Below are 24,428 nucleotides of genomic sequence, written 5' to 3'. Positions count from 1 at the left end.
ATGCACGCCGGCGCGGGATCCTGCGGCGACTCTGGCAGAATCGGGACCGAAACGAGGATGGCCGGATTGAACAGCATGCGGGTGCGGATCGAGGATGTCGCGGAAGCGGCGGGCGTGTCGATGAAGACGGTCTCGCGCGTGCTCAACCATGAGCCGAATGTCTCGGAGCGCACGCGCGTCGCCGTCGAGACGGCAGTGGAAAAGCTGCAGTACCGCCCGCTCGCATCGGCCCGGCTGCTGGCCGGCCGCCGCTCCTATCTGGTCGCGATGCTCTACGACAATCCATCGAGCAACTACCTGATGGAGGTCGAACTCGGCGTGCTCGATGCCTGCCAGTCGCAGCACTACAACCTGATGCTGGCGCCGGTCGACTACACCGCGCGCGACATCGTGGCCAAGGTCGAGGCGATGATCGCGCAGTCCCAGCTCGATGGCGTGGTGCTCACGCCACCGATCACCGACGATGCCTCGCTACTGGCGCGGCTGGATGAACTGGGCGTCCCGTACGCGAGCATTTCGGCGCAGGAGCAGAACCGCCGCATCGGCACGGTGGTCGACGAGCGCAGCGCCGCCCGCGACGTCGTGCTGCATCTCGCATCGCTCGGCCACCGGCGCATCGCCCACATCAAGGGCCACGCCGCGCACGGCGCCAGCCGCTGGCGCCTGGCGGGCTACCGCGATGGCCTCAAGGAGGCGGGTCTGGAGTACGACGCCTCGCTGGTGGTTGCCGGCAAGTTCTTCTACGAATCCGGCTTCGATGCGACCAACAGGCTGCTCGACCTGCCGCAGCCGCCGACCGCCGTCTTCGCTGCCAACGACGACATGGCCGCCGGCGCGATCTGCGCCATCTGCGAGCGCGGTCTCTCGGTCCCCAGGGACGTTTCGGTCTGCGGCTTCGACGACATGCCGATCGCACGGCACATCTATCCGTCGCTGACCACGGTGCGCCAGCCCAGCCGCGAGATGGGGCGCCTGGCTGGCCTGGAACTGCTCAAGGCGATCCGCGACAGCAGCGCCGGCGAAACCCTGGAGCTGCCCTACGCGCTGCAGGTGCGCAAATCGACGGGACCGGTGCGCGCCTGACGCGCGCACCGGACCTGCAGGCTCAGACCGGTGCGGCAGGGCAGTAGCCGCGTACGTAGGTCTCGTGCGCGGGCAGCTGGGCGAGCGTGCGCGCCACGCGTTCGCGGATCTGGCCCAGGAAGCGTGAGAGTTCCGCATCGTCCATCAGGTCGGCCGTCGGGTGGTGGCTGCGCGGCACGAGCCCCTGGCCGAGCATGACCTGGACCCACGAATTCTCGGCGAACAGCTCGAAGCCCTCGCGGAACACCCGGCCGCTGTCGGCGAACAGGGCGATGCGATGCGCCAGCGAGTCGGGCACCTGCATCTCCCGGCAGGCGCGCCAGAACGGGGTGTCGTCGCGGTCGGTCACCTTGTAGTGCAGGATCACGAAATCGCGGATGCTCTCGATCTCCTCGCGCGACTGCCGGTTGTACTCGTCGACATCGGTCTGCCTGATGCCGGCGGCGGGGAACAGCTGGAGCAGGCGGATGATGCCGCGCTGGATCAGATGGATGCTGGTCGATTCCAGCGGTTCGAGAAAGCCGCTCGCAAGCCCGAGCGCGACGCAGTTGCCGTGCCAGGTACGCTCGCGCTGACCCGGCCGGAAGCGGATGGTGCGCGGCTCCACCAGTCGCTCGCCCTGGAGGTTGGCCAGCAGCGTCTCGCGCGCCTGCGCATCGTCGATGTAGCGGCTGGCGTAGACGATGCCGTTGCCGACGCGGTGCTGCAGCGGAATCCGCCATTGCCAGCCCGCCTCGCGCGCGGTCGAGCGCGTGTACGGCACCGCGGGCCCGACCGACGCGGTCTGGACCGCGATCGCGCTGTCGCACAGCAGCCAGTGCGACCAGTCCTCGTAGCCCACACCGAGCGCCTGCTCGATCAGCAGGCCGCGAAAACCCGTGCAATCGATGAAGAGATCGCCTTCGATGCGCTCGCCCGAAGCGAGTACCAGGGCCTCGATATTCCCCGAGGCACGGTCGGCCTGCACCTCGGCGATGCGTCCCTCGATGCGGCGCACGCCATGCGATTCGCTGAACCTGCGCAGGTAGCGCGCGTACAGGCCGGCGTCCATGTGGAAGGCATAGTTGAGACCGTTCTCGGGCAGATGTGCGAAGCGGTCCTCGAGCGCGGCGCGCAGTTCCAGGCAGTAGTCGCCGTAATCGCCGGCGAGGCCGCGCGCGCGGCCGCGATGCCAGAAGTGCTGGAAGCCCGCGCTCCAATGGTCCTTGCCGGTGGTGCCGAACGAATGGACGTACTCCTCGCCGCGCGCCTTCCAGTCGGCGAAGCGGATGCCGAGCTTGAAGGTGGCTTGGGTCGCGGCCATGAACTCGCGCTCGTCGAGCCCGAGCGCGCGGTGGAACGTCACCAGTGTCGGGATCGTCGCCTCGCCGACGCCGACGGTCGGAATCTCGTCCGACTCGACGAGCACGATGTCGAGCATCGGACCCAAGGTGCGGGAAATGCCGGCGGCCGCCATCCAGCCCGCGGTGCCGCCGCCGGCAATCACGACGCGGCGTACCGCCGTGTTGGGAGGGGTCTCTTGCATCGTGTGCTCCGGTCAGCGGTTGAGTCGTTGCAGCAGGCGGCTGCGCAGCCTGCGCGCGCGCTCGTCATCGAGCGGTGCCAGCAGGCCGCGCGCCGCCTCGGGAATATGGCCGGCAGTGTCGGCATCGGCGCCGAAGACGTAGTGGTCGAACACGTCGCGCCAGATCTCGCGCTGCGCCGGCGGCAGGTCGCGCACCGTCATCAACGCCAGCATCAGGGCGTTCATCGGCGTGTCCATCCGGGCCGGCGACTGGCGCCACCAGTAGTTCACCAGCACATTGAAATCCGCGAGGCCTTCCATGTGGTGCCACCACATCGAGGGGATGAGGATCGCATCGCCCGGGTCGAGCTCGGCGACCATCGCATGGCGCATCGCTTCGGCAAAGCGCGGGAAACGCTGCAGGTCGGGCGCTGCGAAATCGACCAGGCTGATCGGCTGGCCGGCCGGGGTGAGGTCCAGCGGACCGATGTAGAGATTGCGCAGCTGCCCGGGTGGAAACAGTGTCACGCGGCGCCGTCCGGCGACGACGCAGGCCAGATTGTCCGGTACGTCCTGGTGCGCGGCGATGCGGCTGCGGTTGCCGATCCAGATGCTCGCCAGCGGATCGCGCGGGCCGAAACCGATGGGGTTGTCGGAGCGGAAGCCCGGCAGCCAGGTATCGACCGTCGTCGAGGCGACATAGATCGACGGCGGCGCCGCGGATGCGGCCTCGCGCAGCAGCGTGCGCAGGACCACGTCGAGCGGCACGTGCTCGCGGCGGAAGTTGAAGCCGCGCAGGTCGTCGTTGTAGAAGAAGCGCCCCTGGATCTCCGGCGGCCCGACCGTAGCCACGACCGGTGCAGCGTCGGGACGCAGGAAGCGGCGTAGATACTCCGCTGCCGACGCCGCGCCTGCGCGGGCGGCCTGCACCATCGGCCAATGGCCGACCACGCCGCGCAGCACCACGGGGCGGTCGCCGTCGAGGAGTGCGTCGGGCAGCGCCTCCGCACGCACGTCGTGACGCTCGGGGATCGCCTCAGGCCCGGACATGGCGCCGGTTCATGCGGTCGATGAGGTCGCGGAAACGCGACATGGAGGCGATCGCCATGTAGATCGGCTCGAGATGGCCGCCAGTGTGCAATGCCGCGATCGCAGCGCCGTCGAGTGCGCGCAGCCGAGCCTCGTCGATGATGTGGAAGCCGCTCAGCCGGTGCGGCTGGCCATCGTCGAGCCGGATGTCGAGCGTGAATGGTTCGAGCAGTGCATGGCCCTGCAGCGCGGCCACGAAGTCCGGCAGGGCGGCGATGCCGGCCTGCAGACGCAGCAGGATCTCCTGGATGCGCTGCAGATGCGGCGCGATGCCGCCGTGCGCCAGGAACAGCGGTTCGCCCTCGCCACTGCGGGCGCGTGGATGATCCAGGTCGATGTGGATCGTGGACGAGCCGCCGCTCATGCCGATCAGGAAAGGTTGCCGCGCGATCGCAAGCGGCACGTGGTGGGCGCCCCATCCGGACGCGTCGAGAAAAAGGTTGCTGCCTTGCTGCAGGCCGAGCAGCGCCAGTGGTTGCACGCGGTCGCCGTCGACGCGGAAGACGACGGGGTAATGCGGCTGCAGGTCGCGGAACTCTTCGGGGAAGGTCGGGGCGACCATGACATCGTCGCCGAGCGAGGGCGCATGGCGGATATCGATACGCAGGTCGCGATGCGCGACCGGATCGAGCTGTACGTGATTGGTCATCGGGTGCCGACGGTTCCTGGCGCGGGAAGCGCGTGCGCAGCATAACGCCGCGTGGACCACGGGACCGCCGCGCACCCCTTGCAGGTGCGCGGCGGCATGACGCGTCAGAAGCTGTAGCGCGCGCCGAACATGTAACGCGGACCGGTCTGGGTGGCGAACCGCAGCTGGTTGGTGTGCCGCGCGTGCGTGCGGTACGTCTCGTCGGTCAGGTTGATCGCCTCGGCATGCAGCGAGAACTGCGGCGTGACCTGGTAGCTGATGTTGAGGTCGAGCTGGCCATAGGCTTCGGTGTAGTTCGGGTTCGGACCCTGGCCACCGATGCCCGACAGGAACTCGTCGCGCCAGTTGTAGGCCGCACGCACCTGCCACTTGTTCTTGTCGTAGAACGCGACAACGTTGGCCGAATCGCTCAGCCCGATCATCGGGTACTGGTCGCCGAGGCTGAGATTGTCGAAGGTCAGACCCGAATCGACGATGGTGTAGTTCGCCGCTACGCCGAAGCCGCTCTCTCCGAACATGTGCTGGACGTTGAACTCCCAGCCGTCAAGCGAATCGGAGCGCTGGTTGGCCGGCGTGTTGATGTCGAACCCGGCGATCGGATCGGTCGGCAGACCGACGATGCTGCCGGTGCGCTCGCCGTTTGCGTTGATGCCGGTATAGGTGACGCCCGGATCGCCGGCGTGGTTGATGAAGATGTAGTTGCGGATGCAGACCAGATCGGACGTTCCGCAGCCATTGGCGACGGCGTCGTTCCAGTACGCCCCGCCCACCGGCGTGTGGAGGTTGAACGGCGTGTCGCGGACGATGGTGTTGCTGATGAAGTTCGAGATGTTCTTGCGGAACCAGCCCACCGACACGTAGCTGGCCTCGCCGTAGTACCACTCGAACGACAGGTCGAAGTTGCTGGACTTGAGCGGCTCGAGCGCCGGGTTGCCCTGCGAGCCGTCACCGCCGTCCACGCGCACGATGTTGGCCAGGCTCAGGCCGCCCTGGATCTGCTGCCAGCCGGGGCGTCCGATGGTCTGGCTGTAGCTGCCGCGCAGGACCATGTTCTCGGCCACTTCCAGGCTCAGGTCGAGGCTCGGCAGGAAGTGGTCGTACTTGCCGGTCTGGGAAATGAAGTCGCGCTCACCGTCGTAGACCACGTAGAGCTCGTTCGCCGAGTCCCAGCTGATGCCGTTGGCGACGCGGGCCAGCGCCTCGGACGTGACGTCGGTTTCCTCGTAGCGCACGCCGGCGGCGACGCGCAGCGGCATCGACCAGTCGAATACGGTGTTCCACTGCACGTACGCGGCCTTCGACTTCTCTTCGGTGCGCAGGTCTTCGGTGAACTCGGTCGGGGCGCGATAGAGCGCGTCATCCCCGGCGATTTCGGCCGCACGGGTGCGCAGGCGGTCGAAGTCGAACATCATGAAGCGGCCGGTGAAGCGCGGATCGTCATGGCCGCGGAAGGCGTCGAAGTAACGGCCCATGTCGTCGGCGTAGAAGATGCTGTCGTCGTAGTCCGACGGATTGCCCACGCCGCCCCAGGTGTCGCGCTGCATGACGGCCGATGCGGTGCGGTTGTTGACCTGGGTCATCGACACGCCGAAATCGAGGTTGGAGTAGTTCTCGAACGTGAAGCGGCCGCCAGCCTGGATCTGCTCCACTTCGGATTTGTTGTAGCTGTTCTGGAAGACCGAGCCGGTCACCACGACATCCGACGGGGAGATCTGGTCCACGCCCGGCGGCAGGCCGATCGTGAGGATCGGGAAGTCGCCGCTGTAGTCCACCGACGTGGACGCACGACGGAACGCCGCCGTGCCGAGCACGCCGGCCGAGCCGAACGGGCTGTCGGGGCGCGATTCGGCCGTGGAGTTGTGGTAGTCGAGGTACAGCTTGAGCGAATCGCTCGCATCCCACTCGACATTGAAGCCCGTGGATTCCAGCGTATTGCGGGTCGCCAGCTCCATGCCGCCCATCGCGATGTCGGCGTAGACCGGGTTGCCGTTCTCGTCGAACGACACGTTGTCCTCGCCGTAGACGATCGGCGCGGCGATCGGGCCGTCGGCCCAGCTGCTGTCGCCGGGGCCGTAGTTGAACCACACCGACAGTTCGTTGCGCTGCTGCTGCACCTTGTTCTCGGCGTAGGTGTAGTCGAGCGTGGTGCGCACGTTGTCGGTCGGCTGCCACTGGAAGGTGGCCTGGCCGTTGGTGCGCTGGCGCTGCACGCCGTTGACGCTGTAGCCGGTGTTCTGCGGACGGCCGTAGATGGTGTCCGGGCCCGGGCGATTGGTGATGCGGTCGAAGCCGGGCTCGCCGGCGACCGGCAGGCGGTTCCACGAGTCGGTGTCGTCGCCGCGGAACATCGCCCAGCCATCGGCCACCGAAGCCTGGCTGAAGCCGGAGTCACGCTCCTGGTAGCTGCCGCTCAGGGCGATGCCGAAACGGTCGTCACCGAAGGTGTGGCTGAAGATGCCGGACAGTTCGCCGGTGATCGACTGGCCCGGATACGTGTCGGGCAGGTTGTCGACGGACGTGTCGTGCACGCCCTTGATGCCCACGTTGGCGACGGAACCGGGGTTGTCGAGCGGGCGCGCGGTCTTGACGTTGATCGTCGCGCCGATGCCACCCGTCGGAGCCGATGCGCGGCTGGTCTTGAAGACTTCGATCTCCGACACCGATTCCGATGCGAGGTTGGCGAAGTCGAAGGCGCGCGAGTTCGACGTGCCGCCGCCGCCCGGGCCGAGGTTCGAGGCCGGCATCTGGCGGCCGTTGAGCAGGACGAGGTTGAAATCCGGGCCGACGCCACGGACCGTGACCTTCGAGCCTTCGCCGCTGGAGGTGCGGTCGATCGACACGCCCGAGATGCGCTGCAGCGATTCGGCCAGGTTGGTATCGGGGAACTTGCCGATGTCTTCGGCGACGATGCCGTCGACGATGCCCTGCGAATCGCGCTTGAGGTTCATCGAGGACGTCAGGCTGCCGCGGATACCGGTGACGGTGATCGCGTCGAGCTCGGTCGGGTCATCGGAGCTGGCGGTGGTGTAGGGCGTCGCGGTCTGGTTCTCGTCGGCGACCTGTGCGGCCAGCGGCGGCGCGAGGGCCAGCAGCAGGGCGGAGGTCAGAAGCCGTTTTCTGGGCGCAGTGTTGATGGTTTTCATGGATTTCCCCTCCCAAGGAATTCTCATGTGGTTTTAAAGATGGACCCGTCGTCCACAGTGCGGACGCGCCGAGGCAGCGGAATTGGAAGTCAGGTTGACAGCGTTGTCAATGAAACGGCGACTCGCCATTGCAAGTGCGCGGAACCTTGAGGAAATACGCTTGCGCTTGTTGCGCTGCAGCAGATATTGGCGAGTGCGATGCGCGGTTGCGCACTGCATCTCGCCGTCGAAACACGACGTCCTGCGAGGCGGGACCCCGCTTTTTTGCGGGGTTCGAGAGCCCGCGAGCCCGCATGCGGTCCGGCGGATGCGGGCCAACGACTGCTTCCACGCTCCCGCGCTGGGGCATCACCGGGACCGCAGGGCTGCGTCAGTGCATCGCCCCGGAGCGCGACACGACTGCGCTGCCGCCGACCGGCGTCGAACCGTGCAGGCGCGAACCGCGCAGGCCGTACCAGATGATGTAGACGTAGCAGACCAGCGGCACGACGAACGCCAGCTGGATGCCGATGCGATCGGCCAGTGCGCCCTGGGCCAGCGGGATCACCGCGCCGCCGACGATCGCCATCACCAGCAGGCTGGAGGCCTTGCTGGTCAGCGTGCCGAGGCGCTCGATCGCGGTGGTGAAGATGGTCGGGAACATGATCGAGTTGAACAGGCCGATCGCCAGTGCGCTCCACATCGCGACGCTGCCCGTGGTGGTCATCGTCGTCACCAGCAGCACGCAGACCATCGCGCCGGCGAAGCCGAGCAGGCGACGCGCGTCGATGCGGGTCATCAATGCTGCGCCGATGAAGCGGCCGACCATCGCGCCGCCCCAGTAGAAGGCCAGGAACCGCGACGCCTCCGCTTCGCTCAGGCCGCCGATCGAAGGCTCGGCCATGTAGTTGATCAGGAAGCTGCCGATCGCGACCTCGGCGCCGACATAGCAGAAGATGCCGAGCACGCCCCAGCGCAGGTGCGGCTGGCGCAGTGCTTCGAGATAGGTGTGGTAGACGGCGGGGCCGGCCTCCGTGGCGTCGCGCAGGCTGGGGATGCGCATCAGCAGCACGAAAACCGCGAGCAGCAGCAGGGCGCCCGACAGCATCAGATAGGGCATCTCGACCGAGCGCGCCTCGGCGGCGCGGTAGGCCATCTGCTCGGCGGCGCCCATCGCCGCGATCTCGTCGGCGCCCAGCACCGCGCCGACCAGGATCAGCGGGCCGATCAGCAGCGGGAATACCGTGGTGCCGAGCGAGTTCAGCGCCTGCGCGAGATTCAGCCGGCTGTGCGAGGTTTCCGGTCGGCCCAGCAGGCTGATGTAGGGATTGGCGGCGACCTGCAGCAGCGTGATGCCGCTGGCGAGCACGAACAGCGCGGTCAGGAACACCGGATAGGACGGCATGCGCGCGGCCGGATAGAACAGCGCCGCGCCGACCGCGGCGACCACGAGACCCATGACGATGCCCGCCTTGTATCCCACGCGCGCGACCAGCGCGCCCGCCGGCATCGACATCAGGAAGTACGCGCCGAAGAACGTGAACTGGATCAGCATCGTCTGCGTGTAGTTCATCGAGAACACGGCCTTGAGATGCGGGATCAGCACGTCGTTGAGGCTGGTCAGGCCGCCCCAGGTGAAGAAGATGAGGCTGACGACCGCGATCGCGGCCGGCTTCGAAAGCGTCGAGGACTGTGCGTTCATGCGTAGCGACCGGCTTGGGCGGAGATCTGTCGATGCATCTTGTGTCCTCGAGAACGGCAGACCCGAGCGGTCCAGGGGCGGACTTGTAAGCGACGCATGACAACGCTGTCAACGCGAAATCGCAATCGCGCGGCGACGGTCCAGCCATCGGCCACATGGCGCAACGCTGCGGTCCGCGGGTGTTGCAGCGCAGCACGTCGCGGCGCTACCGTATCGCGGCATTCATCGCGGTCGGCAAGGCGCTGAGCCGTCGCTCCCCCGCGCGTCCCCAAGGAATCTGCCCCATGTCGATCGCCCCGAACCCGCCGCGCCAGGCGCCGCTGACCTACATCATCTTCGGTTCGCGCTGGCTGCAGCTGCCGCTCTATCTCGGATTGATCGTCGCCCAGTGCGTGTACGTGTTCCTGTTCGTCAAGGAACTCACCCACCTGGTCCAGGACGCCAACACGCTGACCGAACAGGGGATCATGCTGCTGGTGCTGGGGCTCATCGACGTGGTGATGATCTCCAACCTGCTGGTGATGGTGATCGTCGGTGGCTACGAGACTTTCGTCTCGCGCCTGGGGCTGCAGAACCATCCCGACCAGCCCGAGTGGCTGAGCCACGTCAACGCCAGCGTGCTGAAGGTCAAGCTGGCGATGGCGATCATCGGCATTTCGTCGATCCACCTGCTGAAGACCTTCATCGCCGCGGGCGAGGTGGGCCTGCCGGTCTGCGGTTCGGGCGACTTCATCGCCGCATCGGTCGCCCATGCCCAGGCGATTGCCGGCGGCCTGTCGCTGGCGGCGCCGGTGTGCACCAAGGTCACCGCGGCGGGCGTGATGTGGCAGACGATCATCCACGGCGGTTTCATCCTGTCGGCGATCGGCATCGCCTACACCGACCGGTTGATGACCGGCAGCACCGCCAAGCGCGAGCACGTGGCCCACTGACCGGCGGGGTCTCATCCCGTTAGACGGTGCACGCGTAGAATGCGGCGATGGATGTTTCGCATTTGCTCGACGGGCTGAACCCGGCCCAGCGCCAGGCGGTTTCCGCGCCCGATTCCCACTATCTCGTGCTCGCCGGCGCCGGCAGCGGCAAGACCCGCGTGCTGACGCATCGCATCGCCTGGCTGAACGAGGTGGTCGGCGTGCCTGCGCACGGCATCTTCGCGGTGACCTTCACCAACAAGGCCGCGGCGGAGATGCGCCATCGGGTCGATGCGCAACTGCGTCATGGCGCGCGCGGGGCGTGGATCGGCACCTTCCATGGCCTGGCCCATCGCCTGCTGCGCCTGCACTGGCAGGACGCGAAGCTGCCCGAGGGCTTCCAGATTCTCGACAGCGACGACCAGCTGCGCCTGGTCAAGCGCGTGGTCCAGCAGCTTGAGCTCGACGATGCGCGCTTCCCGCCGCGTCAGATCGCCTGGTGGATCAACGCCCAGAAGGACGAGGGACGGCGGCCGCAGCACATCCAGGATGGCGCCGACGAGTGGTCGGACGTCATGCGCAAGGCGTATGCGCTCTACCAGGAGCGTTGCGACCGGGCGGGTCTGGTCGACTTTGCCGAAATCCTGCTGCGCGCGCACGAACTGCTGCGCGACACGCCGGCGCTGCTGGCGCACTACCGCCAGCGTTTCGGCCACCTGCTGGTCGACGAGTTCCAGGACACCAATGCCATCCAGTACGCCTTCATCCGCGTGCTGGCCGGCGACACCGGCAAGGTGTTCGTCGTCGGCGACGACGACCAGGCGATCTATGGCTGGCGCGGCGCCAAGGTCGAGAACGTGCAGCGCTTCCTGACCGACTACCCGGGCGCCGAGACGATCCGCCTGGAACAGAACTACCGCTCCAGCGCCAACATCCTCGGGGCCGCGAATGCGGTGATCGCCCACAACCCCGAACGCCTCGGCAAGCAGCTGTGGACCGACAGCGGCGATGGCGACCCGATCGATCTCTACGCGGCCTACAACGAGATCGACGAAGCCCGCTATGTCGTCGAGCGCGCGCTGCAATGGGTGCGCGACGGCGGCAGCCACGGGGAGATCGCGATTCTCTACCGCAGCAATGCGCAATCGCGCGCGCTCGAGGAACAGCTGGTCGCCGAGCAGGTGCCATACCGCGTCTACGGCGGTGTGCGCTTCTTCGAGCGTGCCGAGATCAAGGACACGCTCGCCTACCTGCGTCTGGTCAGCAACCGCGACGACGATGCCGCGTTCGAGCGCGCGGTCAATACGCCCCCGCGCGGCATCGGCGAGCGCACGCTCGACGAAGTGCGCCAGCAGGCGCGCGCGCACGGCATCCCGCTGTGGGAAGCGGCGCTGCGATGCGCACAGGGCGATGTGCTGGCCGGACGCGCACGCAATGCGCTGGCCGGCTTCGCCCAGCTCATCGACCAGCTGTCAGTGGAACTGGCCGATCTGCCGCTCAAGGACAAGATCGACCATGTGCTGGCGCGTTCCAACCTGCGCGTGCATTACGCCAACGAATCCAAGGGCAGCGCCGATTCGCGGGTCGAGAATCTCGACGAGCTGGTCTCGGTGGCCTCGCGCTTCACCCGCGGCGACGATGAGGAAAGTGCGCAGCTGACCGAACTCGTAGCCTTCCTCGCCTATGCCTCGCTCGAGGCCGGCGAAGGCCAGGCCCAGGCCGGCGAGGACGGCGTGCAGTTGATGACGCTGCACAGCGCCAAGGGGCTCGAGTTTCCACTGGTCTTCCTGGTCGGCCTCGAAGAAGGCCTGTTTCCCAGCGCCCGCACCGCCGAAGAAAGCGGCCGGCTGGAGGAAGAACGTCGTCTGGCCTACGTGGGCATCACCCGCGCGCGGCAGAAGCTGGTGCTGACCTATGCCGAGGCGCGGCGGCTGCACGGCCAGGACATGCTCGGCATTCCGTCGCGGTTCCTGCGCGAGATTCCACCCGTGCTGCTCCACGAGGTACGGCCCAAGCCGCAGGTCATGCGCGCCTCGTTCCCGCAGCGCCAGCGTGCCGGCTACGGACACGCCAGCCTGGCGCCCTCGGTCGGTGTGCGCCTGGGCCAGAGCGTGACCCATGCGAAATTCGGCGCCGGCACCGTGACCGACATCGAAGGCGATGGCGCCCACGCGCGCGTGCAGGTCAATTTCGACGAGGCCGGCAGCAAGTGGCTGGTGCTGGCTTACGCGAACCTGCAACCGGCCTGAGGCCGGCGCAGGGTCGCGGGTTGTCAGGCCGCCGGCGGATCCGGACGCCGTGTCCGCGAAACGGCCTTGACAATGCCGAGGCCCAAAAGCACGACCACGCCGACCGCGATCCATTGCGGCGCCAGGCCGGCGAGATAGGCACCGTAGGCGAGGCCGCCGATGAGTACCAGCATGCCTACCAGATAGATCGAGAACGAAGACATCGGCCGCTCCTATGGAAATGACGGCGGATGCTAGCGGGGCCGATGTGAGGGCCATCCGCATTCAGCTGAATGATCCAACGACATCATTCGCGGATTTCGAAACCCGGGTTCTCCTCCAGGGCGCCGTCGCCATCCACGACGATCCAGCGGTTGCCGCTCTTGTCGAACAGTACCGGCACCGGATCGCGGAACAACGGGCGGCGGACGAAGCGCAGTTCCCAGCCGAAGACCTCGAGGGTCGCGATCGCACTCGCCTGGGCCGGCGTAAGGCCGGCGCGGAGGGTGGCGGTGTCGGGCGGCGCAGGGCTGCGGCGTTCGCGGCTCATGGGGTCCTCGGGCGTCGTGACAGGCGACGGCGCGCGCCGCGCACAATCGGACATGCTACGTGAAGGGGTAATTGCGGCCAAACCGGCCGCGAGCCCGGGCTGCCGCCTTCGCAGGCGCCTTCGGCGGGCGTACGCTGGCGGCCCAGCGGCCGCGTCGAGGTCGCATCGACTGGAGATCCCATGGCGCCTGCCGCTTCCGCGTTCACCCGATCGCGCCCCGTCCGCTCCCGCCATCTGCTTGCCGTGTGCATCGGCGGCCTGCTCGGCGCACCGGCGGTCCTCGCCGACGAAGGCATGTGGACGCTCGACAACCTGCCCAAGGCCGCCTTGCAGTCGCAGTACGGCTTCAAGCCCGACCAGGTCTGGATCGACCATGCGATGCAGGCCTCGGTGCGACTGGCTGGCGGTTGTTCGGGGTCGTTCGTCTCCCCGGACGGCCTGGTGCTCACCAACGCCCACTGCGTCGTCGGCTGCGTACAGGGTCTGTCCTCGGCCGAGCGCGACCTGCAGAACGACGGTTTTGTCGCCCGGACGCGCGAGGAGGAGCTGCAATGCCCCGCCGAGGAACTCAACGTGCTGCGCGAGATCACCGACGTCAGCGGGCGTCTGGCCAGCGCGGCCGCCGGCAAGCAGGGCCAGGCCTACGTGGACGCCCGCAATGCCGAGAAGAGCCGTATCGAGTCGGAATGCGTGGGCGACGACGAGGCGAAGACGCGCTGCGATGTGGTCGAGCTCTACAACGGCGGCCAGCAGCACCTCTATCGCTACCACCGCTATTCCGACGTGCGCCTGGTGTTCAGCCCCGAGTACTCGGTCGGTTTCTTCGGCGGCGATCCGGACAATTTCAACTTCCCGCGCTACAACCTCGACGCGGCGTTGCTGCGCGCCTACGAGGACGGCAAGCCGGCGCAGGTCGACCATCACTTCACGATCAAGCCCGAAGGCGCCGAGGCGGGCGAACTGGTCATGGTCACCGGCCACCCCGGTCGCACCCAGCGCCAGCTCACCGTGGCGCAGCTCGAGACCGTGCGCGACGTCAGTCTGATCAACACCCTGTTGTGGCTGGCCGAACGCCGGGCGATGCTCGGCCAGTACGGCCGCAGCAGCGAGGAGGCCGCGCGCCAGGCGCAGTCGGACCTCACCTTCACCGACAACAGCTACAAGGTTGTCCGCGGCCAGTTGCAGGCGCTGCTCGATCCGCAGGTCTTCGCCGGCAAGCGTGCCGAGGAAGCGCGCCTGCGCGAAGGCGTCGACGCCGCGCCGTGGAACGAGGTCGAGGCCGCGCAGGCCACCGCGCGCCAGTTGGCGGTCCCCTACATGCTGCTCGAGCAGGGCCGCGGTTTCGACTCGCGCCTGTTCGGCATCGCGCGCACCCTGGTGCGGGGCGCTGACGAGCGCGCCAAGCCCAACGAATCGCGCCTGCCCGAGTACCAGGAGGCCGGTCAGGGCCGCCTGCAGCAGACACTGTTGAGCAAGGCGCCGGTCTATCCGGAATACGAGATCGCCAAGCTGACGTGGTCGCTGACCAAGTTCCGCGAGTTGCTGGGCACCGACGACCCGCTGGTCAAGGCCGTACTCGGCACGCAGTCGCCGGCGCAGGTGGCCACCGCGCTGGTCGAAGGTTCGAGCCTGGCCGATGTCGCCGAGCGCGAGCGTCTCTGGAACGGTGGCGCGGCGGCCATCGAGGCCTCGGACGATCCCTTCATCCGGCTCGCTCGCATTGTCGATGCGCCGGCCCGCGCGGTGCGCAAGCGCCAGGAATCGGAGGTGTCATCGATCGAGTCGCGCGCGGCCACGCAGATCGCCAAGGTGCGCTTCGACAAGCTCGGGACCACGGTCTATCCGGATGCGACGTTCACGCTGCGCCTGTCCTACGGCGATGTCGCCGGCTGGGACGAGAATGGCAAGGCGATCGAACCGTTCACGACGATGGGCGGCGTGTTCGCCCGCAACACCGGCGCCGAACCCTACGCGCTGCCCAAGCGTTGGCTGGACGCCCAGGGCCGGATCGCCCAGGACACGCCGTTCAACTTCGTCAGCACCAACGACATCATCGGTGGCAATTCCGGCAGCCCGGTCATCAACCGCGATGCCGAGGTCGTCGGGCTGGCGTTCGACGGCAACATCCACTCGCTGGGCGGCAACTTCTGGTATGACCCGCGCCTCAACCGCACGGTCTCGGTGCACAGCGCGGCGATCATCGAGTCGCTGAAGTCGGTGTACGGGGCGGATGCGGTGGTGGAGGAACTGCTGCAGAAGTAGGCATTCGAGTCGCGGCTCCCGCAACGGCGCCCTGGTTTGCGGGGCGCCGTCGCTGTTTCCGCCCTAGGGCCTGACGACCCGCCCACTCGCAGCGCTGTCGAGCCCGGCCTGCAGCACCCGCATCACGGCGAGCGCTTCGTCGAGCGTGACCGGCGGCGCGGCGCCCGAGCTGATCGCATCGCGGACCCCAGCGTAGAACGCGGGGTAGTCGCCGGCCGGCGCGGGCGATGGCATCTCCCGAAGTGTGCCTTCAGCGTCCACCTGCAGCAGTCGTCCCGGCGCCGTGTCGACGCCCCAGCCATCGCCGGTTGGACTCGCCCCTGTCCGCAGCGCGGCTTCCTGCGGATCGAGCCCGTGCTTGAACCAGCTGCCGCGCGTGCCGTGCACCGCGAAGCGCAGTCCGGCGCCGGGCACCAGGGCGCCGGCATGCAGCACCACGCGCAGGCGCGCATAGCGCAGCACCACGTGGAAGAAATCATCGACCTCGGCCGCTTCGCGCTGGATCGCGATATCGGCCTGCACCGCATCGGGCAGGCCGAACAACTGCAGCGCCTGATCGACGAGATGCGGGCCGAGGTCGAGCCATAGCCCCGCGCCGGGGCCGGGGCGTTCGCGCCAGCGATCGAGCACCTGCGGCCGGAAGCGGTCGAAATGCGAATGCAGCTCGGCGATATCGCCGAGCGCGCCTGCGGCGACCAGCGCACGCAGCGCCAGGAAATCCGCATCCCAGCGCCGGTTGTGGAACACGGTGAGCAGGCGGTCGGCACGCCGCGCGGCTGCAGCCATCGCGCGGGCCTCGTCGGGATCCAGCGCGAACGGCTTGTCGACCACCACATGACGACCAGCGGCGAGCGCGGCGATCGCCAGTGGCGCATGCGTGTGGTTCGGCGACGCGATCACCACGAGGTCGATTGCAGGGTCAGCGAAGGCCACCCCGGAATCGGCGACCACGCGGGCATCTGCGAAATCCGCATGGACCTTGTCGGCGTTGCTCGACACCACGGTATGCAGCCGCAGGCCCGGTGTCGCCTCGATCAGCGGCGCGTGGAAGACCCGCCCGGCGAGGCCGTAGCCGACCAGCGCCACCAGCAGGCCGTCCTCCACCCTGTGCTACCAGCTGAAGAGGCGGTAATAGGTCTGCGGCACGTCGTCGCCTTCGTTGTCGATGCTGCCGTCGCCGTCGCGGTCGTACAGGTAATAGGTCGGGCCGCGCGAGGGCACGACCTGCACGGCGCGCAGCTGGCCCGCGATCCGGTACTCGGTGATCTGGTCGCCATTGGCTTCCCTGCGGGTCACCTGCTCGGCGTCGGCCGGAATGCCTTCAGGCAGGCCGTCGCCGGTCGTCGCACAAGCGGTCAGGCCGCACAGGGCAGCAGCGAGCAGGGCGGTGCGGAAGCGGTGCATGACGGTCTCCGGCGCAATCGGTGGGCGGGCAGTATGCGGGGCAGGCGGTCGCATCGCAGTGATGCGTCTCACGGGGCGGGCGGGGTGCGGCGGTAGAATCGCATCATGAAACGCCTCATCCTGATCGACGGGTCCTCGTACCTGTATCGCGCCTTCCACGCGCTGCCACCTCTCACCAATGCGCAAGGCGAGCCCACCGGCGCATTGTTCGGCATCGTCAACATGCTGCGGGCCACGATCAAGGAAGCGCCGGACTTCGCCGCCTTTGTCGTCGACGCGCCCGGCCGCACGTTCCGCGACGACCTCTACGCCGCCTACAAGGCCAATCGCCCGCCGATGCCCGACGAACTGCGCGCGCAGGTCGAGCCCATGTGCACGATCGTCGAGGCGCTGGGCTTTCCGATCCTGCGCATCGGGGGCGTCGAGGCCGACGATGTCATCGGCACCCTGGCACTGCAGGCGAGCGAGGCCGGCATCGACGTCACCATCTCGACCGGCGACAAGGACTTCGCCCAGCTCGTGCGTCCGCGCATCACGCTCGTCAATACGATGAGCGGCAGCCGCATGGACAGCGAACAGAGCGTGGTCGACAAGTTCGGCGTCCGCCCGGACCAGATCGCCGACCTGCTCGCCCTGATGGGCGACAGCATCGACAACATCCCCGGCGTGGCCAAGTGCGGGCCGAAGACCGCGGCCAAGTGGCTGGTCGAATACGAATCGCTCGATGGCGTGATCGCGAATGCGGGCAACATCAAGGGCAAGATCGGCGAGAACCTGCGCGAGGTGCTCGGGCAGCTGCCCCTGAGCCGCGAGCTGGCGACGATCAAGACCGATGTCGAACTCGACTGCACGGCAGAATCCCTGGTGTTGCGCGAGCGCGATACCGACGCCTTGCGCGTGCTGTACGCGCGCTACGGATTCAACCAGGCGCTGCGCGACCTCGACGGTGGGACGGCCGCTTCGGCGCCCGCCATCGCGGCGGCGGCGCCGCTGTCGGCGCCTGCATCGCTCGATCCCGCGCTGTCGGGGGGCGGCGAGTACGAGACCGTGACCACACGCGAGCGTCTCGATGCCTGGGTCCAGCAGCTGCAGGCGGCCGACGAGTTCGCGCTGGATACCGAGACCGATGCGCTCGACGCCATGCGCTCCGGCCTCGTCGGCCTGAGCGTGGCGGTGGAGCCCGGTCGCGCCGCCTACATCCCGGTCGCCCACGATTATCCCGGGGCTCCGCAGCAGCTCGACCGCGCCGAAGTGCTCGACGCGCTGCGCCCGCTGCTCGAGGATCCGGGCAAGCGCAAGCTCGGCCAGCACGGCAAATACGACATCCATGTCCTGCGCCGGCACGGCGTCGAGTTGCGCGGCTACGCCGACGACACCCTGCTGGAGAGCTTCGTGCTGGATGCGGGCATTGCCCGTCACGATCTCGATTCCCTGGCCCGGCGCCATCTCGGCCGCGACACGATCAAGTTCGAGGACGTCGCCGGCAAGGGCGCCAAGCAGATCTCGTTCGCCCAGGTGGCGATCGACGACGCGACGCGATATGCCGCCGAGGATGCCGATATCACCCTGCGGCTGCACCGCGTTCTCAAACCGCGCATCGAAGCTGATGCGGGGCTCGCCCGCGTGTACGGCGAGATCGAGATTCCGCTGGTGCCGGTGCTCGCGCGCATCGAAGCCAATGGCGTCATGGTCGATGGCGACGAACTGCGCAGGCAGAGCGCCGACCTGTCGCGGCGCATGCTCGCCGCCCAGCAGAAGGCCACCGAACTCGCCGGCCGCGCCTTCAATCTCGATTCGCCCAAGCAACTCTGCGCGCTGCTGTTCGAGGAACTGGGCCTGCCCGCCGTGGTCAAGACGCCCAAGGGTCAGCCGAGCACCAACGAAGAAGCGCTCGAAGCGATCGCCGACCAGCACGAACTGCCGCGCGTGATCCTCGAATACCGCGGCCTCGCCAAGCTGCGCAGCACCTATACCGACAAGCTTCCGGAAATGGTCAACGTCGCCACCGGGCGCGTGCACACCAGCTACCACCAGGCGGGCGCCGCTACGGGCCGGTTGTCGTCGAGCGATCCCAACCTGCAGAACATCCCGATCCGCACCGACGACGGTCGCCGCATCCGCCGCGCCTTCGTCGCCCCGCCCGGCCGCAAGCTGATCGCCTGTGACTACTCGCAGATCGAGCTGCGGATCATGGCCCACCTGTCGGAGGATCCCGGCCTGGTCCGGGCCTTCGAATCCGGCGTGGACGTCCATCGCGCCACTGCCGCCGAAGTCTTCGGCCGCCCGCTCGACGAAGTCACGATCAATGAGCGCCGCGCGGCGAAGGCCATCAACTTCGGGCTGATGTACGGCATGAGCGCGTTCGGCCTGGCGCGCAACCTCGGCATCAGCCGCGGCGAGGCGCAGGACTACATCGCGCTGTACTTCTCGCGCTATCCCGGGGTGCGCGATTTCATGGAACGCACCCGTCAGCAGGCGCGCGAGTGCGGTTACGTCGAAACCGTGTTCGGCCGTCGCCTGACCCTCGACTTCATCCAGAAGGGCAACGCCTCGCAGCGCGCCGGCGCCGAACGTGCGGCGATCAACGCACCGATGCAGGGCACGGCGGCCGACATCATCAAGCGGGCGATGATCCGCGTGGACGGCTGGATCGCCGCACACGCGGCGCGCGCCAAGATGATCCTGCAGGTGCATGACGAACTTGTTTTCGAGTCCGATCTCGACTTCGTGGAAACGTTGCGTACCCAGGTCGTCGAACTGATGACCGGGGCGGCGGATCTGCGGGTGCCGCTTGTCGTCGACAGCGGCGTCGGCGACAACTGGGACGAGGCACATTGACCGGCGGATTTGCCGAATCTGGCCGCAGCCGGGTGCTGGCCGCAGCCTTCTAAATGGCCCCTGAATCCAACGGAAAATTAACCGGCTCCTTCACGATCCATCCATCTGCCAAATGGTCTTATGTCCCTCGACAGATGCAAGGTCTGTCGCAGATCGCTTCCTCCCCTGGAGCGATCGCCGGAACCATCAGGCGTCTCCCCGCGCCCGGTTCCCGAGCCCCGTAGGCCCCCCCTGCCTGCGGGGCTTTTTTATGTCCGCGATTCGAGGCGGGCCTCCGAAGCACACCGGGACACGACGTTTGAATAGCACCGGTGCGACTGCCAGGAGGCTGGACCTCTGGGTCAGAACGGTGCGCTCGACGCGATGCGCAAGCGCTCCCCGGTGTGCGGATGATCGAAGACCAGTGCCTCGGCGTGCAGCAGCAGGCGGTGTGCGCGGGCGGTCGTCTCGGGAGGCGCATACAGGGTGTCGCCCAGGATAGGGTGGCCGACCGCCTGCAAGTGAACACGCAGCTGGTGGGTGCGGCCTGTCTCCGGCGCCAGGGCCAGACGCGTGCAGGGGGCGTCATCGGCGGCCAGCAGGTGCTCCAAGAGGCGCCACCGGGTACGCGCCGGTTTGCCGTTCAGATGGTCGACCGCCTGTCGCGGCCGGTTCGGCCAGTCGGCCCCTACGGGCAGGTCGATCAGGCCGGCGGCCTCGGCCAGCCAGCCGTCGACGATGGCGATGTAGGCCTTGTCGATGCGCCGCTGTTCGAAGGCCGCGCCGAGCCTGCGCTGCATGTCCGGCCCACGTGCGAACACGATGACGCCCGAGGTCGCCTGGTCCAGGCGGTGGACGACCCGTGCGTCGGGCCATTGCGCGAGCACCCGTGCGGCGAGGCAGTCCTGCTTGTCGGCACCGCGGCCGGGCACCGACAGCAGGCCGCCGGGCTTGTCGAAGGCCAGCAGGTGCGCATCGACATGCAGTACGTGCAGGCCGCCGGGCGCGACCTCCGGACACATGTCGACTCCGGCGGTCACCGGCTCAGGCGAGTTCGGACAGCCAGTCGCGCGGATGCAGGTAGGCGGCGAGGCGTGCCTCGTCGCTGCCGGCCTCGGGCGTGAAGCCGTATTCCCAGCGCACGCGCGGCGGCAGGCTCATCAGGATCGATTCGGCGCGGCCGCCCGACTGCAGCCCGAACAGGGTTCCACGGTCGTAGACCAGGTTGAACTCGACATAGCGGCCGCGCCGGTAGAGCTGGAATTCGCGTTCGCGCTCGCCATACGCCATGTCCTTGCGGCGCGCGACGATCGGCAGGTAGGCATCGAGGAATCCGTCACCGACCGCGCGCATATATGCGAAGTCCTGGTCGAAATCACCGTGCAGGTCGTCGAAGAACAGGCCGCCGACACCGCGCGTCTCGTTGCGGTGCCTGAGGAAGAAATACTCGTCGCACCATTGCTTGTGAGCCTCGTAGCGCGCCTGTCCGCCGAAAGGCTCGCACAGCTCCCGTGCGGTGCGGTGCCAGTGCAGCACGTCCTCGTCGACCGGATAGAACGGGGTCAGGTCGAAGCCGCCACCGAACCACGAGGCCACGGTCTCGCCATCGCGCATCGCGCGGAAATGGCGCACGTTGGCGTGGGTGGTCGGCAGGTAGGGGTTGCGGGGGTGGAACACCAGCGACACGCCGCAGGCGCGCCATGAAGCGCCGGCGAGCTCGGGGCGGTTGGCGCTCGCCGAAGGCGGCAATGCCGCGCCGGAGACGTCGGAAAAGCCGATGCCTGCCTGTTCGAAGACCGCCCCATCGCGCAGGACGCGGGTGCGGCCGCCGCCGCCTTCGGCACGCTCCCACAGGTCCTCGGTGAAGCGGGCGCGTCCGTCGGCGCCCTCGATGGCCTGGCAGATCCGGTCCTGCAGGCCGGTCAGGTAGTCGCGGATGGTGTCGAAATCGTTCATGCCATGCATTGTAGGCGGCGCGTACGCGGCAACATTGATCGTGGTCAATGCAAGCACGGCCTATCCGGTGGGTGCCGCCGCGCCCGGGCGGGCGCCAGCACGCAGGTCCCGTGGGTCCGTACAAGCATCGGGGCGTCTGATCGGGAGCGATCGGCCGCGTCGGCGGCGCAGCGCCGGCTGCAGGACCTGGTGTCAGCTGTAGGCCTGGCGCCAGGCATCGAGCCGCGCGGCCAGTACGGCGGCGCGCTGGCCGTAGGTGTCGGGCAACGCGCCATCGAAACCGGTCAGGCCGCGGTTGACGCGTCGCACCCGCCCCGCGGCATCGACGTGGTCGGCGAAGTCGATGCCGACCACCGTGTGCAGGCCGACCCGCGTGGGGCCGAAACGCACGATATCGCGCCAGTGCCAGCGGGTGACCCGGAACAACGCGCGCAGCTCGATGCCGTTCGCATCGAGCCGCAGGTGGTTGGCGCCCGGGACCAGAGACACCGCCGCCACGAGGCCGCACAGCGCGAAAAAGCCACCGCAGGTCCACGCGATCATCGGACTGCGGTCGGCGAGACCGACCGCAACCCAGACCAGGCCGGCGCTGATCGCCAGCAGCGCGAGCATCTTCCACGGCGCCGGCCGCAGCAGCTCCACCGCCGGCAGGGCGCCGGGCGCGGTCATTTCAGCGTGCGCTCGAACAGCTCATGGATGCGGCGGTACTGGTCGTACCAGGAGGCGGGATGCTGGTAGGCATGACGCTCGAGCGGATAGCTCGCCAGTTCCCACTTGTCCTTGCGCAGCTCGATCAGGCGCTGGGACATCATCACCGAGTCGCGATAGAACACGTTGTCGTCGATCATGCCGTGCGCGATCAGCAGGTTGTCCTGCAGGCGGTCGGCGTATTCCATCGGCGAGGACTTCAGATAAGCCTCGGGATCGATGTCCGGCGTGTTGAGGATATTGGCGGTGTAGGCGTGGTTGTACTGCGACCAGTCCGTTACCGGCCGCAACGCCGCGCCCGCCTTGAACTTGCCCGGCTCGCGGAACAGCGCCATGAAGGTCATGAAGCCGCCATAGCTGCCGCCGTAGATGCCCACGCGGTCGCGATCGGCCTGGTGGTTGTCGACCAGCCAGTCGATGCCGTCGAGATAGTCCTCGAGTTCCGGGTGGCCCATCTGCCGGTAGATCGCCGTGCGCCAGTCGCGGCCGTAGCCGCTGGAGGCGCGGAAATCGAGGTCCAGCACGATGTAGCCCTGCTGCACCAGCAGGTTGTGGAACATCTGCTCGCGGAAGTAGTTCGGATAACGCTCGTGCACGTTCTGCAGGTAACCGGCGCCATGGACGAACAGCACGACCGGGTACTTGCGGCCGGGCTCGTAGGTTCTGGGGCCGTAGAACTTGCCCCAGACGGTGCCGGCGCCGTGCTTGGACGGGATCTGGACGTACTCGGGCTGCAGCCAGTCGTAGGCCTTGTACTCGGCGCTGCGGGTGTCGGTGAGCACGCGCACCTGGCCACCCGCGACGTCGGCGACGGCAAGCTGCTGCGGCGTGTAGCTGCTGGATGTGCGCAGCAGCAGTCGGGTCTCGTCCGGCGAGAGGGCGAAGTCGTCGACGTTGCCGACATTGGTGACCTCGGCGACGCTGCCGCCGGAGGCGCTGCAGACGTCATAGCGGCCCGGCCACTGGCGGTTGCACATGAAGAAGAAGCGCGTGCCGTCGCGTGACATCACCGGCGAGGACACCTCCCACTTGCCGGACGTGAGCGCGCGCGAGCGGCTGCCGTCGTTGAGATAGAGGTGCGAATAGCCGGTGGCCTCGGACAGGAACCACAACGTGCGGTTGTCGGGCAGCCAGCCGAACTCGTTGAAGTCCCAGTTGATCCACGCCTGGTCGCTCAGGCGGTCGCGGTTCTGCAGCGAGGCGTTCGCGAGGTCGACCGTGGCCAGCCAGCGGTCCTTGTTGTCGACCGAGTGGATCGACAGCGCGACGTTGCGGCCGTCATCGCTCCAGCGGATCGCCCCGCCCCCGCCGCCGCGGCCATCGAGTTCCAGGCGCACCGGGCGGTTGCCCTTGAGCGCATCCTTGCCGGCGGCGCGGCGCAGATCGGCCAGCGGGTCGCTGGCGATGCCGGGCAGGGCATCGGTCTTGAGTTCGCGGACCTGGCCGCTGGCCACATCCACCAGCCACAGCGTATGCGGCAGCGGATCGTTGCGGCCCACGCGCGTGCGGACGTCCTCGAATTCCTCATAGCCCGACTCGGTCACGTACCTGGGCATCTTGCCGTCCTGCCCCGCGTTGCCGCTCTTGGCGGTGGTGACCACGATCATCCGGTCGCCGGCAGGAGACAGCGCGCTGCCGGCAATCGTCACGTCCTTGCCGAGGAACACCGGGCCGGGCGCGCGCGTGGCATCGCCGCGGCGCCAGGCCTCGTTCTGGCTGCGCAATTCCTCGCGGCGGTCGCGTTCGACCCGCAGGGTCTCGATCATGCGCAGCTGGCGCTCACGCAGATCGTCGGCCTTCGGCGGCTTCGTGGGATCGTCCTCGGCCTTGAGGCTCGCGAGCTGGGCGGTGCCACGCTGCGCGTCCCAGCCGAACCAGTCGTTGCCGGTGCGCCACACCAGCCCGCCGGCCGGGGTCCACTGCGGCTGGGCCTCCTGCGCGTCGGTGCGGGTGATCTGGGTCAGCGCGCCGGTACGCAGGTCGCGCACGAACAGGTCGCCGTTGCGCAGGAAGGCCATGCGCGTGCCGGTCGCATCGGAGATGGGGCCCTGGCCGTCGATTTCGGCGCGCGCACCGTCCTCGACACGCGTGGCGGCCCCGCCGGTGAGCGGCTGCATCCAGGTGTCGCGGACATTGCTGCCTTCGCGCTTTTGCGCGTAGTACGCCGCCTGGCCGTCCCAGCGCCACCACGTACGCTCAACTGGGGCGCCGATCCAGTCAGGATCGGCCATGATCCGCTCCATCGTCAGCGGCTGCGCCGGTTGCGCAAGGGCGAGAGGGGACACGAGGGCGCAGGCGAGCACCCAGCTCAGCGGCAGTCGACGCATTCGGCGGTTCCAGGACGAAAGGACCGCGGAGTGTACCGGCCGCCGGCATGGCCCCAGCACTGGCGAAGGTCACGGTGGCGCGATCGGGTGTCGCATGCACGTCGGGTCGCACGCCC

The 24,428-nt window shown here is 68.0% G+C and carries 18 protein-coding genes; 5 read left to right on the top strand and 13 right to left on the bottom strand.

The features are described from left to right. The first annotated feature begins 57 nt into the window (after window positions 1-57). Window positions 58-1,083 carry a LacI family DNA-binding transcriptional regulator gene (locus tag EGK76_RS13975; RefSeq protein ID WP_233580314.1) on the top strand — a complete coding sequence of 342 codons (1,026 nt, stop codon included), beginning with the start codon at window positions 58-60 and terminating at the stop codon, window positions 1,081-1,083. Window positions 1,084-1,105: 22 nt separating this feature from the next. Here EGK76_RS13975 and EGK76_RS13970 read toward each other — a convergent pair whose 3' ends face one another. The 5 genes from EGK76_RS13970 to EGK76_RS13950 all read right to left on the bottom strand — a co-directional run bounded on the left by EGK76_RS13970 (window position 1,106) and on the right by EGK76_RS13950 (window position 9,149). Beyond that, window positions 1,106-2,608 (bottom strand): tryptophan halogenase family protein, encoded by a 1,503-nt coding sequence (locus EGK76_RS13970; protein WP_123833018.1) that lies wholly within the window; start codon window positions 2,606-2,608, stop codon window positions 1,106-1,108. Between the two features lie 12 nt (window positions 2,609-2,620). Beyond that, on the bottom strand, window positions 2,621-3,637 hold the full coding sequence (locus tag EGK76_RS13965) for a cupin-like domain-containing protein (protein ID WP_123833017.1): 1,017 nt from the start codon (window positions 3,635-3,637) through the stop codon (window positions 2,621-2,623). Continuing rightward, complete coding sequence (locus tag EGK76_RS13960) at window positions 3,624-4,325, bottom strand: SapC family protein (RefSeq protein ID WP_123833016.1); 702 nt, start codon at window positions 4,323-4,325, stop codon at window positions 3,624-3,626. Before EGK76_RS13960 ends, EGK76_RS13965 begins: the two co-directional genes overlap by 14 nt. Window positions 4,326-4,429: 104 nt before the next feature. Beyond that, the gene (locus tag EGK76_RS13955) at window positions 4,430-7,468 is read right to left on the bottom strand and encodes a TonB-dependent receptor (protein WP_123833015.1); all 3,039 of its coding nucleotides are present in this window, start codon (window positions 7,466-7,468) and stop codon (window positions 4,430-4,432) included. A 370-nt stretch (window positions 7,469-7,838) separates the two neighbouring features. After that, window positions 7,839-9,149 carry a sugar MFS transporter gene (locus EGK76_RS13950; protein ID WP_096297068.1) on the bottom strand — a complete coding sequence of 437 codons (1,311 nt, stop codon included), beginning with the start codon at window positions 9,147-9,149 and terminating at the stop codon, window positions 7,839-7,841. Window positions 9,150-9,439: 290 nt separating this feature from the next. Between EGK76_RS13950 and EGK76_RS13945 the strand changes: the two genes are divergently transcribed. Beyond that, a complete protein-coding gene (locus EGK76_RS13945) occupies window positions 9,440-10,081 on the top strand; it encodes a TIGR00645 family protein (protein WP_096300276.1) in 642 nt (213 codons plus the stop codon). A gap of 47 nt (window positions 10,082-10,128) precedes the next feature. Then, window positions 10,129-12,309 carry a DNA helicase II gene (gene uvrD, locus EGK76_RS13940; protein WP_123833014.1) on the top strand — a complete coding sequence of 727 codons (2,181 nt, stop codon included), beginning with the start codon at window positions 10,129-10,131 and terminating at the stop codon, window positions 12,307-12,309. 23 nt (window positions 12,310-12,332) lie between these two features. Here uvrD and EGK76_RS13935 read toward each other — a convergent pair whose 3' ends face one another. Beyond that, the gene (locus EGK76_RS13935) at window positions 12,333-12,512 is read right to left on the bottom strand and encodes a hypothetical protein (protein WP_096297070.1); all 180 of its coding nucleotides are present in this window, start codon (window positions 12,510-12,512) and stop codon (window positions 12,333-12,335) included. 83 nt (window positions 12,513-12,595) lie between these two features. Then, a complete protein-coding gene (locus tag EGK76_RS13930; RefSeq protein WP_123833013.1) occupies window positions 12,596-12,838 on the bottom strand; it encodes a hypothetical protein in 243 nt (80 codons plus the stop codon). Between the two features lie 180 nt (window positions 12,839-13,018). Here EGK76_RS13930 and EGK76_RS13925 point away from each other — a divergent pair, with 180 nt between their 5' ends. Next, window positions 13,019-15,100 carry a S46 family peptidase gene (locus EGK76_RS13925; protein WP_123833012.1) on the top strand — a complete coding sequence of 694 codons (2,082 nt, stop codon included), beginning with the start codon at window positions 13,019-13,021 and terminating at the stop codon, window positions 15,098-15,100. A gap of 63 nt (window positions 15,101-15,163) precedes the next feature. Here the strand turns inward: EGK76_RS13925 and EGK76_RS13920 are convergent, their stop codons facing one another. Then, the gene (locus EGK76_RS13920; protein WP_123833011.1) at window positions 15,164-16,204 is read right to left on the bottom strand and encodes an oxidoreductase; all 1,041 of its coding nucleotides are present in this window, start codon (window positions 16,202-16,204) and stop codon (window positions 15,164-15,166) included. A gap of 6 nt (window positions 16,205-16,210) precedes the next feature. Beyond that, window positions 16,211-16,504, bottom strand: a complete 294-nt coding sequence (locus EGK76_RS13915) for a DUF2782 domain-containing protein (protein ID WP_096297073.1) — start codon at window positions 16,502-16,504, stop codon at window positions 16,211-16,213. A gap of 105 nt (window positions 16,505-16,609) precedes the next feature. Between EGK76_RS13915 and polA the strand changes: the two genes are divergently transcribed. Then, window positions 16,610-19,342: a DNA polymerase I gene (polA, locus tag EGK76_RS13910; RefSeq protein ID WP_123833010.1), complete on the top strand. Its 2,733-nt coding sequence runs from the start codon at window positions 16,610-16,612 to the stop codon at window positions 19,340-19,342. 341 nt (window positions 19,343-19,683) lie between these two features. On the opposite strand, the gene EGK76_RS13905 is transcribed toward polA, so the two are convergent. The 4 genes from EGK76_RS13905 to EGK76_RS13890 form a co-directional block, all read right to left on the bottom strand. Then, the gene (locus EGK76_RS13905) at window positions 19,684-20,343 is read right to left on the bottom strand and encodes an RluA family pseudouridine synthase (protein ID WP_123833009.1); all 660 of its coding nucleotides are present in this window, start codon (window positions 20,341-20,343) and stop codon (window positions 19,684-19,686) included. Window positions 20,344-20,365: 22 nt separating this feature from the next. Continuing rightward, window positions 20,366-21,277, bottom strand: a complete 912-nt coding sequence (gene hemF, locus EGK76_RS13900) for an oxygen-dependent coproporphyrinogen oxidase (RefSeq protein ID WP_123833008.1) — start codon at window positions 21,275-21,277, stop codon at window positions 20,366-20,368. Window positions 21,278-21,469: 192 nt separating this feature from the next. Continuing rightward, complete coding sequence (locus EGK76_RS13895) at window positions 21,470-21,946, bottom strand: hypothetical protein (RefSeq protein ID WP_096297076.1); 477 nt, start codon at window positions 21,944-21,946, stop codon at window positions 21,470-21,472. Then, a complete protein-coding gene (locus EGK76_RS13890; protein WP_123833007.1) occupies window positions 21,943-24,312 on the bottom strand; it encodes a S9 family peptidase in 2,370 nt (789 codons plus the stop codon). Before EGK76_RS13890 ends, EGK76_RS13895 begins: the two co-directional genes overlap by 4 nt. Window positions 24,313-24,428: the final 116 nt, after the last annotated feature.

It is taken from the genome of Luteimonas sp. 100069, from assembly GCF_003813845.1.
Classification (GTDB): Bacteria; Pseudomonadota; Gammaproteobacteria; order Xanthomonadales; family Xanthomonadaceae; genus Luteimonas; species Luteimonas chenhongjianii.
The sequence above is the reverse complement of the archived record's forward strand: the minus strand, read 5'-3'. Positions and strand labels throughout refer to the sequence as shown.

What these genes read in the sequence shown, in the direction of transcription:
- EGK76_RS13950 (WP_096297068.1), bottom strand. Translation starts at nt 9,149, where the DNA reads ATGAACGCACAGTCCTCGACGCTTTCGAAGCCGGCCGCGATCGCGGTC.
- hemF (WP_123833008.1), bottom strand. Translation starts at nt 21,277, where the DNA reads ATGAACGATTTCGACACCATCCGCGACTACCTGACCGGCCTGCAGGAC.
- EGK76_RS13890 (WP_123833007.1), bottom strand. Translation starts at nt 24,312, where the DNA reads ATGCGTCGACTGCCGCTGAGCTGGGTGCTCGCCTGCGCCCTCGTGTCC.
- EGK76_RS13935 (WP_096297070.1), bottom strand. Translation starts at nt 12,512, where the DNA reads ATGTCTTCGTTCTCGATCTATCTGGTAGGCATGCTGGTACTCATCGGC.
- EGK76_RS13925 (WP_123833012.1), top strand. Translation starts at nt 13,019, where the DNA reads ATGGCGCCTGCCGCTTCCGCGTTCACCCGATCGCGCCCCGTCCGCTCC.
- EGK76_RS13915 (WP_096297073.1), bottom strand. Translation starts at nt 16,504, where the DNA reads ATGCACCGCTTCCGCACCGCCCTGCTCGCTGCTGCCCTGTGCGGCCTG.
- EGK76_RS13930 (WP_123833013.1), bottom strand. Translation starts at nt 12,838, where the DNA reads ATGAGCCGCGAACGCCGCAGCCCTGCGCCGCCCGACACCGCCACCCTC.
- EGK76_RS13965 (WP_123833017.1), bottom strand. Translation starts at nt 3,637, where the DNA reads ATGTCCGGGCCTGAGGCGATCCCCGAGCGTCACGACGTGCGTGCGGAG.
- EGK76_RS13970 (WP_123833018.1), bottom strand. Translation starts at nt 2,608, where the DNA reads ATGCAAGAGACCCCTCCCAACACGGCGGTACGCCGCGTCGTGATTGCC.
- uvrD (WP_123833014.1), top strand. Translation starts at nt 10,129, where the DNA reads ATGGATGTTTCGCATTTGCTCGACGGGCTGAACCCGGCCCAGCGCCAG.
- EGK76_RS13955 (WP_123833015.1), bottom strand. Translation starts at nt 7,468, where the DNA reads ATGAAAACCATCAACACTGCGCCCAGAAAACGGCTTCTGACCTCCGCC.
- polA (WP_123833010.1), top strand. Translation starts at nt 16,610, where the DNA reads ATGAAACGCCTCATCCTGATCGACGGGTCCTCGTACCTGTATCGCGCC.
- EGK76_RS13975 (WP_233580314.1), top strand. Translation starts at nt 58, where the DNA reads ATGGCCGGATTGAACAGCATGCGGGTGCGGATCGAGGATGTCGCGGAA.
- EGK76_RS13960 (WP_123833016.1), bottom strand. Translation starts at nt 4,325, where the DNA reads ATGACCAATCACGTACAGCTCGATCCGGTCGCGCATCGCGACCTGCGT.
- EGK76_RS13895 (WP_096297076.1), bottom strand. Translation starts at nt 21,946, where the DNA reads ATGACCGCGCCCGGCGCCCTGCCGGCGGTGGAGCTGCTGCGGCCGGCG.
- EGK76_RS13905 (WP_123833009.1), bottom strand. Translation starts at nt 20,343, where the DNA reads ATGTGTCCGGAGGTCGCGCCCGGCGGCCTGCACGTACTGCATGTCGAT.